General features: G+C 53.1%; 16 protein-coding genes. 12 read left to right on the forward strand and 4 right to left on the reverse strand.

Annotation, left to right across the window (positions count from 1 at the left end; genetic code table 11):
- Nucleotides 1-382 precede the first annotated feature (382 nt).
- Entirely contained in the window at nt 383-2,632 is a 2,250-nt protein-coding gene (locus tag PT964_RS22585) for an immunoglobulin-like domain-containing protein (protein WP_274365625.1), read from the forward strand.
- Nucleotides 2,633-2,715: 83 nt separating this feature from the next.
- Here the strand turns inward: PT964_RS22585 and PT964_RS22590 are convergent, their stop codons facing one another.
- Nucleotides 2,716-4,206: an N-acyl-D-glucosamine 2-epimerase gene (locus tag PT964_RS22590; protein WP_274365626.1), complete on the reverse strand. Its 1,491-nt coding sequence runs from the start codon at nt 4,204-4,206 to the stop codon at nt 2,716-2,718.
- A 126-nt stretch (nt 4,207-4,332) separates the two neighbouring features.
- On the opposite strand from PT964_RS22590, the gene PT964_RS22595 reads away from it, so the two are divergent.
- Complete coding sequence (locus PT964_RS22595; RefSeq protein ID WP_274365627.1) at nt 4,333-4,881, forward strand: SGNH/GDSL hydrolase family protein; 549 nt, start codon at nt 4,333-4,335, stop codon at nt 4,879-4,881.
- Between the two features lie 45 nt (nt 4,882-4,926).
- Here the strand turns inward: PT964_RS22595 and PT964_RS22600 are convergent, their stop codons facing one another.
- Nucleotides 4,927-7,947, reverse strand: a complete 3,021-nt coding sequence (locus PT964_RS22600; RefSeq protein WP_274365628.1) for a glucosidase family protein — start codon at nt 7,945-7,947, stop codon at nt 4,927-4,929.
- A gap of 409 nt (nt 7,948-8,356) precedes the next feature.
- A complete protein-coding gene (locus PT964_RS22605) occupies nt 8,357-9,442 on the reverse strand; it encodes a helix-turn-helix domain-containing protein (RefSeq protein WP_274365629.1) in 1,086 nt (361 codons plus the stop codon).
- Between the two features lie 221 nt (nt 9,443-9,663).
- On the opposite strand from PT964_RS22605, the gene PT964_RS22610 reads away from it, so the two are divergent.
- The 6 genes from PT964_RS22610 to PT964_RS22635 are packed head-to-tail and all read left to right on the forward strand — an operon-like array spanning nt 9,664 to nt 12,756.
- Entirely contained in the window at nt 9,664-10,440 is a 777-nt protein-coding gene (locus tag PT964_RS22610; protein ID WP_274365630.1) for a VOC family protein, read from the forward strand.
- Between the two features lie 36 nt (nt 10,441-10,476).
- Entirely contained in the window at nt 10,477-10,719 is a 243-nt protein-coding gene (locus PT964_RS22615) for a hypothetical protein (protein WP_274365631.1), read from the forward strand.
- Nucleotides 10,720-10,743: 24 nt separating this feature from the next.
- A complete protein-coding gene (locus tag PT964_RS22620) occupies nt 10,744-10,977 on the forward strand; it encodes a hypothetical protein (protein WP_274365632.1) in 234 nt (77 codons plus the stop codon).
- Between the two features lie 56 nt (nt 10,978-11,033).
- Entirely contained in the window at nt 11,034-11,387 is a 354-nt protein-coding gene (locus PT964_RS22625) for an avidin-fold protein (protein WP_274365633.1), read from the forward strand.
- A 20-nt stretch (nt 11,388-11,407) separates the two neighbouring features.
- Nucleotides 11,408-11,914: an NUDIX hydrolase gene (locus tag PT964_RS22630; protein WP_274365634.1), complete on the forward strand. Its 507-nt coding sequence runs from the start codon at nt 11,408-11,410 to the stop codon at nt 11,912-11,914.
- The gene (locus PT964_RS22635) at nt 11,911-12,756 is read left to right on the forward strand and encodes an alpha/beta hydrolase (protein ID WP_274365635.1); all 846 of its coding nucleotides are present in this window, start codon (nt 11,911-11,913) and stop codon (nt 12,754-12,756) included. Before PT964_RS22630 ends, PT964_RS22635 begins: the two co-directional genes overlap by 4 nt.
- A gap of 4 nt (nt 12,757-12,760) precedes the next feature.
- Here PT964_RS22635 and PT964_RS22640 read toward each other — a convergent pair whose 3' ends face one another.
- On the reverse strand, nt 12,761-13,585 hold the full coding sequence (locus PT964_RS22640) for an AraC family transcriptional regulator (RefSeq protein WP_274365636.1): 825 nt from the start codon (nt 13,583-13,585) through the stop codon (nt 12,761-12,763).
- 118 nt (nt 13,586-13,703) lie between these two features.
- On the opposite strand from PT964_RS22640, the gene PT964_RS22645 reads away from it, so the two are divergent.
- The 4 genes from PT964_RS22645 to PT964_RS22660 all read left to right on the forward strand — a co-directional run bounded on the left by PT964_RS22645 (nt 13,704) and on the right by PT964_RS22660 (nt 17,089).
- Nucleotides 13,704-14,483 carry a phytanoyl-CoA dioxygenase family protein gene (locus PT964_RS22645; protein WP_274365637.1) on the forward strand — a complete coding sequence of 260 codons (780 nt, stop codon included), beginning with the start codon at nt 13,704-13,706 and terminating at the stop codon, nt 14,481-14,483.
- Between the two features lie 181 nt (nt 14,484-14,664).
- The gene (locus PT964_RS22650; protein WP_274365638.1) at nt 14,665-15,759 is read left to right on the forward strand and encodes a beta propeller repeat protein; all 1,095 of its coding nucleotides are present in this window, start codon (nt 14,665-14,667) and stop codon (nt 15,757-15,759) included.
- Between the two features lies 1 nt (nt 15,760).
- The gene (locus PT964_RS22655; protein WP_274365639.1) at nt 15,761-16,036 is read left to right on the forward strand and encodes a MoaD/ThiS family protein; all 276 of its coding nucleotides are present in this window, start codon (nt 15,761-15,763) and stop codon (nt 16,034-16,036) included.
- 33 nt (nt 16,037-16,069) lie between these two features.
- Complete coding sequence (locus PT964_RS22660; protein WP_274365640.1) at nt 16,070-17,089, forward strand: ThiF family adenylyltransferase; 1,020 nt, start codon at nt 16,070-16,072, stop codon at nt 17,087-17,089.
- Nucleotides 17,090-17,181: the final 92 nt, after the last annotated feature.

Raw genomic sequence — 17,181 nt, forward strand, 5'->3', positions numbered from 1 at the left:
ACGTACACGATGCAAAATAGCGATGCGGAAGGAACGATCGCGTTTGCGCTGGATTTTGAAGACTTGGTGGGCAATGATGCGGTACAAGTGACAAACACAACCGACGGAAGCAGCGTGACGTTCGATAAGACGGCACCTGCACAACCGACTATCATCGCTGATCCCCAAAATCAAACAAATCAAAACGTAATCGTCACCATTATATTTTCGGATGATTCTGTGTTGAAGCAATACAAGATTGGGGATGGAGTTTGGCAGGACTATTCTGATCCAATCGAACTATCAAACAATNGCACCTGCACAACCGACTATCATCGCTGATCCCCAAAATCAAACAAATCAAAACGTAATCGTCACCATTATATTTTCGGATGATTCTGTGTTGAAGCAATACAAGATTGGGGATGGAGTTTGGCAGGACTATTCTGATCCAATCGAACTATCAAACAATACGGTAGTGTATGCTAGATCATTCGATGCTGCAGGTAACGAGTCGGAAACTACCAGCCATGCGATTAATAATATTGATAAAGTTGCACCGTTAATCACGCTGAACGGCGAATCCGAATTGGAGCATGAGGCAGGCACACCGTATACGGATGCAGGAGCGATTGCGCAGGACGATATTGATGGGGACTTAACGAATCAAATATCGGTGACTGGATCGGTATTCACGGAACAACTAGGTTCTTATGTAATTCGGTACAACGTGAGCGACAGCACAGGAAATTCCGCAGAGGAACAAACGAGAACCGTCCATGTGGTCGATACGACAAGGCCGATTATTACGTTGCTGGGCGATAATCAATATGTGATCTCGCAAGGCGGCGCATTTACGGATCCTGGAGCAACTGCCTCGGATAACTTTGATGGAGATCTGACTGATCGAATCGTTATTACGGGGGAAGTGGATAGTACTAAGCCGGGAACGTATGTATTGCGGTATTCCGTTTCGGATGGTTCGGGCAATGCTGCGGATAGAGTAGAGCGCGTCATTCGGGTGTTGTCAAACGACGCTTCTCTACGACAGGTAACAGTCAATGCAGGAACGCTGTCACCAATATATTCACCTGAAATCTTCGAATACGAGATGAACGTTTCGAACTCAACCAGTAACTTAATCGCAACAATCCAAGTAAATGAAGTCAATGCGAAAATAAAAGTAAATAACCAATCCAAAACGTTGGACGATTCCGGGTTAGCGCAAGTGGATTTGACTTTGAATGTAGGAAGAAATTCTTTTGTACTTGAGGTAACGGCACAAGATGGGACGGTCAAATCTTATACTTTAATTGTTAATCGAGTGGCCGGAAATACCAGTCCTCCGACTCAGCCGACTCAGCCGATTCAACCACAAGCACCGGTAGCTCCTGATACTAAAAGTACTAGTGTGGAGGTTTTGGTTAACGGAAAGGTGGAAAACGCGGGAACGGCTAGAACAGAAGAGGTTAACGGACAGCGAGTGTCCACCATAGCGGTAGATGAGGAAAAACTGAAGCAACGCCTTGAGGCAGAAGGTGAACGAGCGGTCATTACAATACCGGTTAATACGGGCAGCGATATCGTCGTTGGCGAGTTGAACGGACGTATGGTTAAAAATATGGAATCACACAAAGCTGTGGTCGAGATTCGTACCGAAAAGGCAACTTATACATTGCCCGCGGAGCAGATTAATATTGATGCGGTATCCGACAGGTTTGGAGCAGATTTGGCATTGCAGGATATCAAGATAAAGATTGAAATTGCCGAACCGACAACGGAAACGATTCGTGTCGTTGAAGATGCTGCCAAACGCAGCGAATTTACACTTGTAATACCTCCGCTCAATTTCAAGGTTAGCGCAGTCTACGACGGCCGCACGGAAGAAATATCGAAGTTTAACGCTTATGTTGAGCGTACGATCGCAATCCCTGAAGGAATCGATCCTAACCGCATTACCACGGGTGTGGTAGTCGAACCGGATGGTACGGTACGTCATGTGCCGACCAAAATCATAGTTATCAACGGCGCTTATTATGCGCAAATCAACAGTCTAACAAACAGCACGTACTCGGTAGTATGGCATCCGGAGGAGTTTGAAGACGTATCGAATCATTGGGCGAAGGATGCTGTCAACAACATGGGCTCGCGGATGGTTATTAACGGCACGGGAGTCGGAATATTCGACCCGGACCGAAACATAACACGTGCCGAATTTGCCGCAATCATGGTTCGAGGATTAGGTTTAAGGCTGGAAAAAGGATTAGCTTCATTCACTGATTTGAATCCAAGAGACTGGTATTATGATGCCGTTCAAACCGCCTATTCTTACGGTTTGGTTAACGGTTTTGAAGATGGAAGCTTCAGACCGAATGACCAGATCACTAGGGAACAAGCCATGGTAATCATTGCGAAAGCTATGAAGCTGACAGGATTGGAAGGAGTAAATTCCAATCAAGCTTCAAATCTTCTTAGTATTTATCAGGATGCATCCTTTGTGTCTGGATGGGCAATAAACGGTGTCGCCGACAGCGTGCATACAGGCATTGTCACTGGAAGAGACCGAGACAAGTTGGCGCCGAACGCTTTAATTACAAGAGCGGAAGTCGCTATGATGATTCAACGCTTATTGCAGAAATCAGATCTCATTTAGTATTCAATATTTGCGTTAGAGCGTTAGTGGAATTATTAAGGAGCAAACTGTCGGGTTTGCTCCTTCGTTTTGTCTTCCTATAGTTATTCAACGGTAATGGTACTGCCGGGCGGGACCTCATTGGCCGGAAAGCCCGAATACAGCCATCGGTCGGGCGTGTCCTGAATGCCGCTGATTTCAATTTCGAATGCGGTTTCGGGGAAGGAGTCCGAATGAAGCCGAATCCGGTTTCCGTCAACGGTAACGTTGTCTATAGCGATTTCCGCCGGTTCGCCGTCGATCTTGAATCGATAGTTTTCCACGGGATACGCCGATAAAGCGGCGATCCGCTTGTTGAACGAAATCGTAACCGTCTTGCCGTCCTCGCTCCTCGAAGCCCTCTTCGGGACAGGGGGCTCTTCGTACATGTATGCTCCCATAGAGTATTCGTAAATGGTCCACGCGGAAAACCCGATCTCCTCCGCTTGTTTGTCCAATGCATTCATCCATGCGCGCGATTTACGCATCGATTCAATCGATCCGTTATCCGCTTGGAGACCGATGGGGATGTCGGGGTGCTGTTCTCTCAGTTTGTCGATGAAAGGCTGGTACGCGTTGATATAGCTCGCAGGCAGCTCAGACTCCGGTTTGATCCAATCCGGCCAGTGCGTCTGGAAGAAGTGAATGTCGGGCTTAACCTTTGTTACCATGGATGCAGCGTCCATGCCTTGATATTCCCGCAATTTCTCGAACGAGTCGGGGCCGGCGTCGATCGCGAGCGTCCAGCTGGCTACCAAAATATCTTTCTTGGCGTCTCTCACGCCCCCTTCTCCGTTGATCAGCTCGTCCACGAAGTTGTTGACCGCTTCGACACGAAACTCGACCCATTTGTCATATAGATCGGTATTGGTCTTGTAGTAATCGGGAGATCCCGGATCTTTGAAATTCGGCATATCGAGCCCGGTCGCTTCTTTGAACGCCGCCTGCGCAAGAGGGCCTACATCGCCGTATACGCCTTGGTTAATGCCGTCCCACTCCGGAAAGAACGGCTCCAGCACTTCAACGCCGTCGAACGGGTATTCCGCCACAACTTTGGCCAGCGCAGACTTTTTCCACTGCACATACGGTTTGCTGAAATGAGATAAATATATAAAGCCGCCGACTCCGTTATTTTCTTTATCCAGCTGTTCCATTTTCCAGGAAGGCCAATCGTCGGGGAAATTTTCCCTCGAATACGAGCCGTTGCCGAAAACCATAAGCCACACGGCGATACCGCGGTCATGGAGCGCATCGATAAATTCGCCGTTGACGAAATTTTCGTTGACGACGGGATAGTGAACGGTATGATAACCTGCGAGCTCGATTTCTTCAGCGACGCTATCCATGGATCTGTCTTTATAGTAGGCATAGTTGGGATCCAGTGTGATCGACGGGCCGGTCAACGCTTTCTCCCTAAGGGTCAACTCATGGTCAGATGCAGGCAGCTCAGGTGATTCCGGAACTTCGGCGACTTCCGGAACTTTCTTTGCGTTCGTGCAGGCGGTTATTAAGAGGAGCGTGAGGAGCAGCATAATGAGCTTGTATCCGTTTCTCATAGTCGGCATTCGATCCTATTCTATTGAATTGATTTGGTAAGTAATGCGTTTACATTTTGTGCGGCCTTTTGATACGATAATCTAGTGAATTACAACATCAAATTAACCAAACTGGAGTGTTATCGTATGAAAAAAGTTCTCTTATTGGGAGACTCCATTCGGATGGGGTACGAGCCGTTAGTGCGTGCAGGTTTGCAGGGAATCGCGGAGGTCGTCGCTCCCGAGGAGAACGGCCGGTTCGCCAAGCATACGCTTTGGGGCGTCAACCTGTGGATCAGAGATTTGGGCAAGCCCGATATCGTACACTGGAACAACGGGCTTTGGGACTTGCACCACGAAGCGCCGATGGTGGAGGCACTTACTTCGCTTGACGAATATATCGAAACGCTCCGGCGCATTATTAACGAGCTGCAGCGTACGGGCGCCAAAATTATTTTCGCGACTACGACACCGATTCCCTCGGACGGCACGGGACGCAGCAACGCCGAGATCGACCTATACAACAAAGCGGCGGTGGAGCTGATGAACCGCCACGGCATTGAGGTGAACGATTTGAACCGCGTCGTGAAGCAGGACTTGAACGGTTATATTTGCGAAGACAAGGTTCACTTGACGGAGCAAGGCAATATCAAGTGCGCGGAGCAGGTCATCGAGAAAATCAAAAAATATGTGTAAGAATCCCTCCGGGGGGCGGCTGTCCGACCCGGAGGGATTTATTCGTTAAGGCGCTTCGATCGTAAACCGTGCTGCCGCAGAAGCGCCCTGAACGGGATAGCCGTGCGCATCCAAGGCGTAAACCGTCAACTCGTATTCGACGCCGCGCTTCAACCCGGTTAACGGCACTTCCCACTTTCCGCTCCCGTTCACCGCCGCCGTGGCGCGAATGCTGTCCGTGCCGAAACGCTCCCTCAGCTCGATCCGCACGGTCTTGGCACCGGTGGCCGTCCCCTTCGCAGGCAGGCTTACGCCTTTGGCATGATGGTCGGCCGTCGGATGCTCGATGGCGGTCTGTGCCGTGCCCGGAACGATACGCACTTGCTCGGAGGCGAGCATAAGCGTGCCGACCTGACCGACGGTCCAGCCGCTGCTGAAGACGTCCGTACCGGCGTCCATTGCGTCGATCAGCCGTCCGAGGAAGACCGATGCGCGAGGGTCGCCCATGATGGCCGCCGTAAACACGACAGGCGCGGCGTCTCCCGTCAGCGCCGCATTCGTCTCCCAGCCGGATCGGTGGAGGTTATAAGCGGCATAAAGCTGTCTGGCTTCTTCCGAATCGGAACGAATGACGCCGGTGTAAATCGGCGCCAGCTGGGCGGCTGCATCGGCAGCGTTCGACCAATCGGGGGCTTGCTTGTCTCCGCTGCCGGTCTTAGACAAGTAGTACGAGCCGTCTTGGCTGTTCCAAAGCTCTTTTTGGATACCGTTTTGCAGCAAAGTGGCAAAGCTCTCGAAATAGTTGGCCGGCCCCGACGCTTGGAAATAGTTTCGGAACAGCCACACGCTGTCCTTCATCCCTTGGTTCGTTACCGCGTTATGCTGCAGCAGCTTGATTAGATCGTCGGGGCGTTTCCACATGAGACCGTCGGCGTCCTGCGAGCGCATGATGCCGATGCCGCCTGTTATGACGTCCAATTGGTATTGGGAGAGCGGCATTTGGCCGGTCTTCTCGTAATGCTTTTTTACAAGCGAGATGAAGGAAGCCGTCGTCGGGCTAGCGCTCTCATACTCGCCTGTGGACACCCATTGCCCGTTGCTCGGGTCTTTGCTGAAGTTGTAGATCGTACCGTAAATGCCGTACCGGTCCGCCCAATTCCAATGGGATACGTACCAATCGATGTAACGCTTCGCGTTCGGGACCGTCTCTTCCCGCACCAGCAGTCCAAGCGCGCCGATATTGGAGGAGGAGGCGACAATTCGCGTGCCCTCCGCATCTTGTACGAGCGCACCGTTGTCTAGCTGTCTGCCGGAAATCCATGCGGCCGCTTTATCCAGCACCGCGTCCGCCAACGACATCGCTTCATGGGATACGGGGATCGTCAGACGATCCGATTGGACGAGCTCGTTCCCGTTTGTAATGAAGGCCCAAACCTGAATATCGCTCATATCCGGCCGCAAGCCCTTCAGTGTCAATACGCCTTGCTCATCGATCGACACCAAATCCGGTTCGTTTGTCCGGTAATCGATAGCGGCATTCGTCAAATCCACCGTCGTCTGGCCGTCAGCCGCGTAGGCCGTGACTTTCAGCTGCGTAGCTTCGCCGCGGCGAAGCGCATTGCGATCCGATTGAACGACCGCTTCTGCGATGCCGTTTTCCGATTCGATCCGGATCCTTGCCTGAAGCCGGCGCTCACCGATCACGTTGGCGAACCGGTCGACGGCTTTCGCGACAACGCTGTAATCCCCATTGGTCAGCCCTTCGATCGACAGCTGCCACTTGCCGTTTGCCGGTGAAGCATGGAACGTTTGGGTTTGCCCTGTAATCGCGTTCGTCCAGCTCATCTCTACGTCCGCAATGCCGGAAGCCGTGCCCGTTACCGCGAACGGCAGCGTTTGGATCACGGCGCCGTCTTCAAGCATGTCCATCGTCCATTCGGCGTTCGTTTCCGGAAGCCGCTTCATTACGGAGGCGGTCAGCATGGTGACGCCGCTTTCCATGACGTACCACGGCCACGGATGCGCTTGGTCGATGTAGGCGGTTTTCACCGATTCCAAAAACCGGTCGACTCGAACACGGTCGCCCATCAACGCCGCGGTATAAGCAATAATCGCCCATGGGAACGCATCGCTCTTGTTCAATTCCGGCCAGCCCGGGTGGTGAAGGTTGAAGCTGTTGTAGAGCTGCAGCGCGCGTTCGCTGTCCGGCTCGATAATCCCGTTCCAAATCGGGAACAGCTGAGAGGTCGCATCGGCGTAAAAGTTGTTCCAATCCGGATACAGCAGGGAGCCGTCGTTCATTTTGGCATGGGCATAAGTTTGCCTCGTATCCGACCACAGCTCGTTCTGAATGGCGGAATACACATCCTCCTTATGCTGCCGGTAGACGGCTGCCGCCGCCTCATCTCCGAACACGTTCTGCGCGATCCACTCCATATCGGCAAGTCCGGCGTACACCTCCGAATTGTCCATCAAATATTTGACCGGCCAGCTCGGTTTAGCCAAGGTCAAGCCGTCCGACTGCATCGTCGAAAGCATCGCGCGGGCGATCAGCAGCAAATCGTCTTTATGCTCGGTCAAATAGTTCGTATCCCCCGTTACTTCTGCGTATTTGCGGGCGACATTCAGAAATGTGGAAGCGTAGGAGTCGGTGGAGTCGAAGTCGTATGTCGGCGTTTCGGTCGTTTGGTCCGTCTCGATGTAATAGTCGTATACGGAACCTTCCGGTGTCGTCGGGGTCGCGGTGCGGTTCAGATGAGAGAAATACCAGTCCATGTATTTGCGGACGACGTCGGCGTTGTCGCTATTCTCCAGCAGGCCGAGCAAGCCGAAGTGAGTGAAGTAGGGGACGACTTTATACTTGTCGCCGTAGTTGGACAGCGGGTCGATATAGACCGGGATGGCGCCGCTGTCGAATTGCATGGCGGATAGCCAGGCGGACTCTTGCATTATGATTTCGTCATACATCGGATTCATCGAGGCTTCCGAAGCAGCGGCAGTGAAGGCTTGTCCGATCGGAACCGCTGTCTGCACTCCGGTCAAACTTAGGGCGAGCGGCAGTATTACGGCGTACTTCCATTTGCGCATGATCATTTCCTCCCACATGTTCGCTATCTGCTACTTGATTGGCGGCCGTTAGCACGATGGTTGCGGGTCAATCACGGTCGTGCTAGTCGATTTTTTCCTCGACGGTTCACCTCCTAAGAAGCTTTGTTGCCGGATGTTCCGCGTGTTGCGGGGGGTCATGCTGCCTGGATGCGGCGTTTTCCGATTTCGATACCATTATAGAATGGGGCTATAGACCAAACAAGGATTTTTTCTCCTATTTTCCGTATTTGTGTGAAATTATTTTTCTTTTAGCGTTGTTAAGTTTTAGGGGTGGCCCCGCCTGCAGCGGAAATAAGCTCCGTTGCAAGCGCAAAAACCCGCGGATCCGCACGTGCAACGGAACGATGCTCCGTTACAGCGCGCGTGCCCGCGGGTTCGCCTCGCAGCATTATTTCAGCTTCCCAATCAAACTCGTAACCAGATTGTTCAGAACCCCTTTATCGACGAATGGCGCCATATGCGACAAAAAATCCGGATAATACTGTTCAGGTTCCAGTTCCGTGAGCAGCTTTTCGATGCTTTCCTTGCTTAAAAAGGGGGCCAGACCCAAAATCCGATGCGTATCAAGCTTTCCTTCGATCGTCCGATTCACCAGCCGGTCCAGCGTGCTCCTGCTGATAAAAGGAGCCAGCGCCTGAACCGTATCCCAGCTTACCTTGCCGTCTTCAGCTTGCAGAACGAGCCGGTCCACATCCTCTTTCCCGAGGAAAGGGGCGAGGCCGATGATCCGATCCGGCGAAAGCTCCCCTTCGGCGACTTGATTCACCAGCCGGCTGATCGTCTCTTTGCTGATAAATGGAGCCAGCGTATGCACCGTATCCCAGCTAACGCTGCCTTCTTCGGCGTGCCGCACTAATCGGTCCACGTTTTCCCTTCCCAGAAACGGCGCAATGGAAGAGAGCCGCCCGAGATCGAATGCGCCGTCGACCGTCCGGTCCACCAGCCGGGTTAATGTTTCTTTTCCTAAGAACGGAGCCATGCCGTTGATGAAATCCCATTCCACCGTCCCTTCCTCTGCGTGACGCACAAGCTCATCCAGCGTTTCCGAACTGAGGAACGGGGCAAGCCTGGAGACGACATCTAGCGTCATATGGCTTTTATCCAGCTTCTCCGCCACCTTATGCAGGGCGCTCGCCTTTACGATAGGCGCCACTTCCACCAAATCTCCGACGTCAACCTCGCCGTTATTGACAAGCTCCGCGACTTGCTCCGGCTTGTTTTTCGCGATACGCTCGACAATATCGCCGACGTGATGCTGAGCCGTCTCTCCCGCATTCAAAAGTTCATCCGTAGATATTCCGAAAAAGCGCGCGATTTGCGGGATCGTCCCGATATCCGGCAGCGAATCGCCTCTTTCCCATTTGGACACCGCCTGATGACTGACATTCAGCTGATCGGCAAGCTCTACTTGGGTCATATCCGAGTCCTTCCGAAGCTTCGAAATGTATGCACCGATTTTGCGTGAATCAAGCATTCTATTACTCCTCCAATTGGCAAAATATACAGTGGCCGCTGTCAATCACAGAATAGCACAAAGGGTGAATCGCTCCTATCAAGCGTTGGTTGAATCGCCCGATTTCTTCGTTTCTACTGTCGGTAGAAATAAACATTTACAGAACGGAGCGGGGTAAATTATGATATTCGCAGTAAAATTTTTACAGTCATCTCGAATCTTAAAATACAGGAGTGATAACGATGGAAACAACCGTAAGCCCGATTCGGAATACAATAGGAAGCGTCTTTATTCATGTGTCCGATCTCAAACGTTCCGCGGAATGGTACAGCATGGTCATGGGTCTTCCGCTGCTCGAAGAAAGGCTGAACGGAGGTCCGGTTTATTGGCTGGAGCTCGAAGGCGGGACGGGCCTTACCCTGGACGATAACCGAAACAACGATCCCACTGCGCCGCATGTGCTGTTTATGTACAAGACCGGCGATATCGATGCGTCTTATCGATATTTGGAGGAGAAGGGCGTTCGCATCCTGTTCCCCATCGAACGGCCGCACCCGGGGCTGGCATACTTTACCTTTGCGGACCCTGACGGCAACGCGATCATGGTGACGCAATCCGATTATACTTCTCCCGTTGTGGAGCGTCTGCCGAACACCGACAGTCCGATCATGAACAAAATCGGCGCCGTATTCATCAATGTGACGGATATGAACCGGGCGGTTCGTTTTCATAGCGAGGTGCTGGGGCTGCAATACGATGAGGTCGGACCTGATGAATCCATCTACGGCTTGAACATGAGCAGCGGAAGCGGGATTCTGCTCGACAATAACCGGTTCCGGCAAAACGACGATTACAAAACGCTGTTTATGTTCATCACTTCCGATATCGACGCATCCAAAGCATACCTGACGGCAAACGGCGTCACCATTTTTACGGACATTGAAAGGCACGGTGACGCGCTTGCATTTTTTACGGTTGAGGACCCGGACGGCAATATCGTCATGGTTTGCACCGAATGATGTGCCATGAATGATCATAACCTACGGATCCGTCGGATGACGGAAGAAGATATCGGCTTGGTTTATAATGTCTTTACCGAGAACGGCATCATAAAGCCATTGGATTACATTGAGAGGTGCTGGAAGGAAAATGCCGGCGGCGGACGGACGACATTGTTGGCATTTTATGAGGGGAGGTTTGCGGGAAGTCTTCACCTGCTCCTCACTTCCTACTACCCCTATTTTCAGGAAAATGGGATACCCGAAATTAATGATTTCAATGTCATCCCCCCGCTGTGAAGGCACGGCATCGGCAATGCATTGATGGAGGCGATCGAAGACGTTGCTTTTCAAAAGTCCGACGTCGTCGGAATCGGTGTCGGTTTATTTGAAAGCTACGGCGCCGCTCAGCGAATGTATGCGAAGCGAGGGTACGTCCCGGACGGACGAGGCGTCATGTACCGGGAGCAGCCCGTGGCTCCCGGGAGCGAGGTTTGCGTGGACGACGATTTGAATCTTTATATGGTAAAAATGTCGCCGCGGAGAGCAATTGACTGAATCACCATCCCGTCCTATATTCGTAATAACAGCTTAGAAGGGAGCCCGTAAAAAGTATGAATTATGATGGACGTACATTTGTTTCGGTGGAAAACACTAGCAACGGAGAAGTTTCTTCGAAAACTTATTTCGAATACAAGCAAGAAGGCAATATTGTTACCGCAGCTTATAGCGGCGGAGACATTATCAAAGGGATGATGGTCGGGATCGTTAGGGATAACGGGGAGATCGTATTCAACTATAACCATGTGAACACAAAATACGAGATTCGCGGGGGAAGCTGCGTTTCGACGCCGGTTGTTCTCTCGGACGGCCGTATTCGGCTGCATGAAAGATGGCAATGGAACGACCGGGATCGAAGCGAAGGGGAATCCGTTGTAGAGGAAGTCGTGCCAGAGCCTAAGTTCTGACAGAGGGGGCCCCGCAAACGATGCTTTTCGTAAATGCGAGAGCGATCATTGAACGAATTCGTGACGGCAACGTCGAAATCGTGGTACAGACGCGGAACAAGCCGGGCGGACCGCGGCGATTAGAGCTGCCCGGCGGAAGAATTGAGCTGTTTGAACCGATTCTCGAGGCGCTCGTTCGGGAAGTGAAGGAAGAAACGGGTCTGGAAGTTATCGAAATCGAGGGTGCGGACACGAGAGTCGATACTGTCGGCATGAATCCTGATTTCGAAGTGGAATGCGTAAAACCGTTCGGCGTCTACCAGACTATCAAAGGGCCGATCGACTCCGTAGGCTTCTATTTTCGCTGTAAAGCCGAAGGCGAGCTGCTGGAGTCCGGCGATGAGACGGAGCATCCGCGATGGATTGCAATCGATGAGCTGAGACGCAGGATGAATGAGGACCCTCTGCAATTTTCGGATGTCGATCGGTCTGGAATACGGTATTACTTGCATCAAGTGAACGGAAGCTCCGGAGAGGATTCGCAATGAATGCGGTTGAAGGGACTTTTATCGGTTACGGCGGCGTTGAGTTGTTTTATCGGAAATTTATAAAGCCGGGCGTTTCTCCCAAAGGAGTTGTTGTTGCGGTTCATGGACACGGCGATCATAGCGGCGGTTTGTCGAATATTACCGACATGCTGGCGGAAAACGATTATGCCGCGTACGCCTTCGATATGCGCGGACATGGCAAAAGCCCCGGAATCCGAGGGTTTATACGAACATGGGACGAATACAGGGGGGATTTGCACGCGTTCCGGGAACTGGCCGCCTCGGAGCATCCGGAGGCTCCTTTGTACATTGTCGCGCACAGCCTCGGCGGAGTCGTCGGTTTGGATTATTTGCTGTTCCACGGGTCAGGGGTAGCAGGCATTGCTTTGATCGCGCCGGCGATATCCTATGAAGTTACTCGGTCCGAAAAGTGGTTGGTCGCTTTGCTGGGAAAAGTAAGACCTCAATTTACCGTCACTCAATCCGGCGATTCGGGAAAGCTGACGCGCGATGCCGACGCGCTCGCGAGGCTGAACGCCGACACGTTGCGGCATAACACGGTAACGCCCGGTTTAGGTCTCGGATTAATGCAAGCCATTCCAAGAATTATGAAACAGGCAAAGTTAATCCGCTCTCCGCTGCTGCTGCAATACGGGCTCGACGATGAAATCACTCCGCACGCCAAGCTGCGGGAATTTATCAACGCGGCCGGATCCCCGGAGAAGATCAGCATCGAGTACGAAGGTGTGCGGCATCGGCCGTTTGATGATTTGGGACGCGATCGTTTTTTGGCGGATCTGTTGAGCTGGTTGGACCGCGGCGGCCGGCAGCCGCTTTCATAACCAATTACTCCGAAGCTTCTTTGCGGAATTGACCCGGTGTTTTCCCGGTTGATTTTTTAAATACGTTTTGGAAGGCCGTTACGCTCTCGTAACCGACAAGCGCGGCGATCTTTTCGACCGAATACTCGGTTGTGACTAAATAACGGCATGCGGCCTCGATCCGCTGGCGTATGGCGAATTGAATCGGACTTTCTCCATACATAGCGGCAAACATGTGGCTGAGATGAGACGGGCTTATGTATACATGGTCTGCGACCTGCTTGACGGTAAGCGGTTCGTGATACCGTTCTTCAATGTATCGCCTTGCTTTGGAGACGGCGGATTGAATGGGCGCACGGGCCGGCTTCGGCGGCGGAAACATGATGGTCCGGTGCAGCTCGGCAATAAGCAATTGCAATATAAGTCCTGCCGTAGAAGCGGCTTCGGGCCAGCCGTCGCTTGCTTCTTCGACAATGTCCTGAAAAAGCCGCTTGATGCGGTCGTAGTTCGAACGAGCCGAAATCACGGGCTCTTCTTGTTCGGCATAGAGACGATCGGGAGGCAGGCCGGCAAGGCGCAATGAATGAAATCCGACATAGTAAAACGTAAACGGCGATTCCGGCCGCGACCGCTCCTCATGCCACACATTCGGATGAAACAGAACGATATCCCCTGCACGTGCCGCGTAATGATGTCCGTCAATCCAGTAGTCCGCTTCCCCCTCCGCAATAAACAAAATTTCCATGCTCGCTTCATGTCGATGAAGCGGGAAATGAATCGTTTCTCCCGTTTTTTTAAGGAATGCAAGCGCCCCTTCAAAGACCGGTTGAACGGCAAATGTCCGGTGCATGTGACGACCCTCTTTTCGCAGGAATGAATAAGATGATTGCAGTTTACGGAATCGCAGATGCTCTGGGTTAAGCTTATCATGAAAGCGATTGCCAAACTATATGCAGGAGGTTTGTCAGGTGACGACTGCAAATCAAATCAACAGCATTGAAGAAGCGATGGAAGCGCTCGGCGTTACGGAGCGCACGCTCAGCGCAGAGGAGAAGCTCAGCCTGGATGAGAAAGGCTACGTCATTTTTACCGATGTCCTGGGTGGAGAGGAGTTGGAGGCTTTCCGCGCTAAATATGAGGAGCTGATGGAGAAAGAGGGGGCGAACGCCGGGAAGGAGGTTCATCAGGAGGCCGGGACCCGCCGATTGTCGGACCTGGTGAATAAAGGCGAATGCTTCGACCGGGTTTATACGAATCCGAAGCTGCTTGCAGCCGTGTATCACGTATTAAAGCGCGAGTTTAAGCTTTCGTCCCTTAATGCCCGCGATGCGATTCCCGGGGCGGGACTTCAGCCGCTTCACGCCGATTGGGGCTCGCGCAGGGAGGATGAGCCGTTTCATGTGTGCAACTCGATCTGGCTGATCGACGATTTCACGGCGGACAACGGAGCGACGAGGGTTGTCCCCGGCACGCATAAGCTGGGAGGTAATCCTCGCGAGCATGGGATCGATCCGCTTCAGCCGCACCCCCGCGAGGAATTGATTGTTGCGCCTGCGGGTTCGGTGGGCGTATTTAACTCGCATTTGTGGCACGGCGGCACGGTCAATCGCACGTCGAAGACGCGCCGGGCGATGCACTGTTATTTTACCGCCCGCGAGCACGGGCAGCAGCTTAACCAGGCGGAGTATATCCGCAAGTCGACGTACGATCGGATCAGCCCCGCGGCGAGGTACATTTTGGACGTGTGAACGGCAGGTGCTGGCGGAACAAAGTTCCGTTGGTGCTCGGTTGCCCATGGAGATCGGTTTTATCAAAGTTTTTCTCCCGCGAGCCACCACCGAATGGAAGGTATCATTTCCCATATGTAGAATTACTAACTAACTTCGAATGTGCGCACAAACGATATTATAATTTGGAGGGTTAGAACGTATGGGGAAGCGGGTATTGCTGTTAATCGGGACGAACAAAGGCGTGTTTTATTATTCTTCCGATCCTGAGCGGAAAAACTGGAGTTTGCACGGACCTTTTTTATCGGGTTGGGAAGCGTACAGCGTGATGGGGGACAGCCGGCAAGGGAATCGCCTGTTTGCCGGAACGTCTCATGCCGCGTACGGCGCTACGATCCGGTACTCAGACGATTTCGGGGAGAGCTGGACGCAGGTGGAGAACGGCCCGTCCTACAGTAAGGAAAGCGGGTTCTCGCTGAACCGCATCTGGCAGCTTATTCCGGGGGCCGACCGAAACACGGTCTTTGCAGGGGCGGAAGAAGCGGGCTTGTTCGTAAGCCGGGACCGCGGAGCGACTTGGACGGAGCTGGACGCTTTGACCAAACACCCTACTCGGCCGGGCTGGTTTCCCGGAGCGGGCGGCATGTGCCTGCATACGATTATTATCGATCCCCGCAACGCGGATCGGATGTGGGTGGCGATGTCCGCGGTCGGCGTGTTCCGTACGGAGGACGGGGGCAAATCGTGGCATACGGCCAACAAAGGGCTTGCGCGCGTACCGACGGGACAGCCTTATGACGAAATCGGATATTGCATTCACAAGATGGTCATGGACCCTCAAGACCCGGATATCCTATATATGCAAGAACACGGCGGCGTATTCATGTCCAAGGACGGCGGGGATAACTGGTTCCCGATCGAGGAAGGCTTAACGCTGACCGAAGGCGGTGCGCCGTTCGGTTTCCCGATTTCGGTGGCGCCGAACGGGGACTTGTTCCTCGTCCCGCTCGAAAGCAGCGAGGTGCGGTCGACGAGAGGCGGCAAGCTGCTCGTGTACGGAAGACCGAGGGGAGGCGACCGCTGGGATCCGATCGGCGACGTTGTGCCCGAGGAACAGCGGCACGTCAGCGTGCTTCGCGACGCTATGGCCGTCGATTCGCTCGAGCCGTACGGGCTGTACTTCGGCACAACGTCCGGCGAAGTATTTTGCTCGCTGGATCAAGGGAGAACATGGGACAGGCTGCCGGGCCAGCTCTCGCGCATCCTTTCGGTAAAACCGTGGATTGTGGAGGAGTAGAATGCGGATTGAGGTTAGCGTGCCTTTTCTGCTTAGCGATTGCACGAAGGGTCAGACACGGTTCTGGCTCGAAGCGGATACGGTGGCCGAAAGCTTGGAACGGCTGATTGAAACGTATCCGATGCTAAGAGTGCATCTGTATACGGAACAGGGACAAGTGCGAAAACATGTGCTGATCTATTACAATGAGGATAACATCGCGTGGCTGGACCGGCTGGACATTCCGCTTCAGCCGGGCGATAAGCTGCGCGTGCTGCAAGCCGTATCAGGCGGATAGAGGAAGGATGCGCATGAGGAGAGTTACAAATTTATGACAGAACCGGATATTGAACGTTATTCCAGACAAATGCTCTTCCGTCCGATCGGGGCGGAGGGGCAGCAGAAGCTTGCCGCGTCGAAGGTGCTGATCGTCGGCATGGGTGCGCTCGGCGCGGTGCTCGCCAACCACATGGCCCGCTCCGGCGTCGGCAAGCTGCGCATCGTTGACCGCGACTACGTCGAGCGCAGCAATTTGCAGCGGCAAATGCTGTACGACGAAGACGATGCGGACCAAGCGATGCCGAAGGCGGCCGCCGCCGCCCGCAAGCTCGGGAAAATCAATTCGAGCGTACGAATCGAGCCGATTGTGGCGGACGTCACGGCCGGAAATATTGAGAAGCTCATGAACGGCTGCGATCTGGTGCTCGACGGAACCGACAATTTCCAAACGCGGCTGCTTCTGAACGATGCGTGCTTTAAGCAAGGAGTCCCGTTCGTTTACGGAGGGGCCGTCAGCTCGCAAGGAATGACGGCCGTGTTCATACCGGGAGAAACATGCTGCATACGGTGCTTAATCGGCGATTCCGAAGGTAACGGCCAAACGTGCGATACGATCGGCGTTATTTCGCCCGTCGTCGATATTGTGGCGTCCTATCAGTCGGTCGAAGCGATCAAATATTTGGTCGGGGCACGTTCGGCCATGCGGCGCGGGCTGCTGTCGATCGAGCTTTGGCAGCATCAAGTGTTCGAGATGAAGCTGCCGCCGGTCAAAGCGGACTGTCCGACCTGCGGGCGAAACATGTACCCGGCGCTCGAGATCGATGCCAACCCGGTTGCGGTCATGTGCGGGCGGGATACGGTGCAAATCCAAGGGGCGAAGCCGCTCGAACTTGACCAATGGGAGCAAAAGCTTTCCAAGGTGTGCCGTGTCAGTCGAAATATGTTTCTGCTAAAGGCGGACGTTACCGACAAGGAAAAGCTCGTTCTGTTTCCCGACGGAAGGGTGCTCGTCCAAGGCACGGAAGACATGGCAAGGGCAAGGACGCTTTACGACCGCTACATAGGCAATTGATAAATATCGTTTAGCCGCATAACCAAAGGAGCTGCTCCAATAGAGCACGCTCCTTTGTTTTCTCCTGGCATAATCGCGGTTCGTAATAATGC

This window comes from Paenibacillus thermotolerans (assembly GCF_028745515.1).
GTDB classification, from domain to species: Bacteria; Bacillota; Bacilli; order Paenibacillales; family YIM-B00363; genus Paenibacillus_AE; species Paenibacillus_AE thermotolerans.

Bases quoted from the DNA above. Each gene is read 5' to 3' on its own strand.
- PT964_RS22590 (WP_274365626.1), bottom strand. From the start codon at position 4,206: ATGAGAAACGGATACAAGCTCATTATGCTGCTCCTCACGCTCCTCTTA.
- PT964_RS22595 (WP_274365627.1), top strand. From the start codon at position 4,333: ATGAAAAAAGTTCTCTTATTGGGAGACTCCATTCGGATGGGGTACGAG.
- PT964_RS22600 (WP_274365628.1), bottom strand. From the start codon at position 7,947: ATGCGCAAATGGAAGTACGCCGTAATACTGCCGCTCGCCCTAAGTTTG.
- PT964_RS22605 (WP_274365629.1), bottom strand. From the start codon at position 9,442: ATGCTTGATTCACGCAAAATCGGTGCATACATTTCGAAGCTTCGGAAG.
- PT964_RS22610 (WP_274365630.1), top strand. From the start codon at position 9,664: ATGGAAACAACCGTAAGCCCGATTCGGAATACAATAGGAAGCGTCTTT.
- PT964_RS22615 (WP_274365631.1), top strand. From the start codon at position 10,477: ATGACGGAAGAAGATATCGGCTTGGTTTATAATGTCTTTACCGAGAAC.
- PT964_RS22620 (WP_274365632.1), top strand. From the start codon at position 10,744: ATGGAGGCGATCGAAGACGTTGCTTTTCAAAAGTCCGACGTCGTCGGA.
- PT964_RS22625 (WP_274365633.1), top strand. From the start codon at position 11,034: ATGAATTATGATGGACGTACATTTGTTTCGGTGGAAAACACTAGCAAC.
- PT964_RS22630 (WP_274365634.1), top strand. From the start codon at position 11,408: ATGCTTTTCGTAAATGCGAGAGCGATCATTGAACGAATTCGTGACGGC.
- PT964_RS22635 (WP_274365635.1), top strand. From the start codon at position 11,911: ATGAATGCGGTTGAAGGGACTTTTATCGGTTACGGCGGCGTTGAGTTG.
- PT964_RS22640 (WP_274365636.1), bottom strand. From the start codon at position 13,585: ATGCACCGGACATTTGCCGTTCAACCGGTCTTTGAAGGGGCGCTTGCA.
- PT964_RS22650 (WP_274365638.1), top strand. From the start codon at position 14,665: ATGGGGAAGCGGGTATTGCTGTTAATCGGGACGAACAAAGGCGTGTTT.
- PT964_RS22655 (WP_274365639.1), top strand. From the start codon at position 15,761: ATGCGGATTGAGGTTAGCGTGCCTTTTCTGCTTAGCGATTGCACGAAG.
- PT964_RS22660 (WP_274365640.1), top strand. From the start codon at position 16,070: ATGACAGAACCGGATATTGAACGTTATTCCAGACAAATGCTCTTCCGT.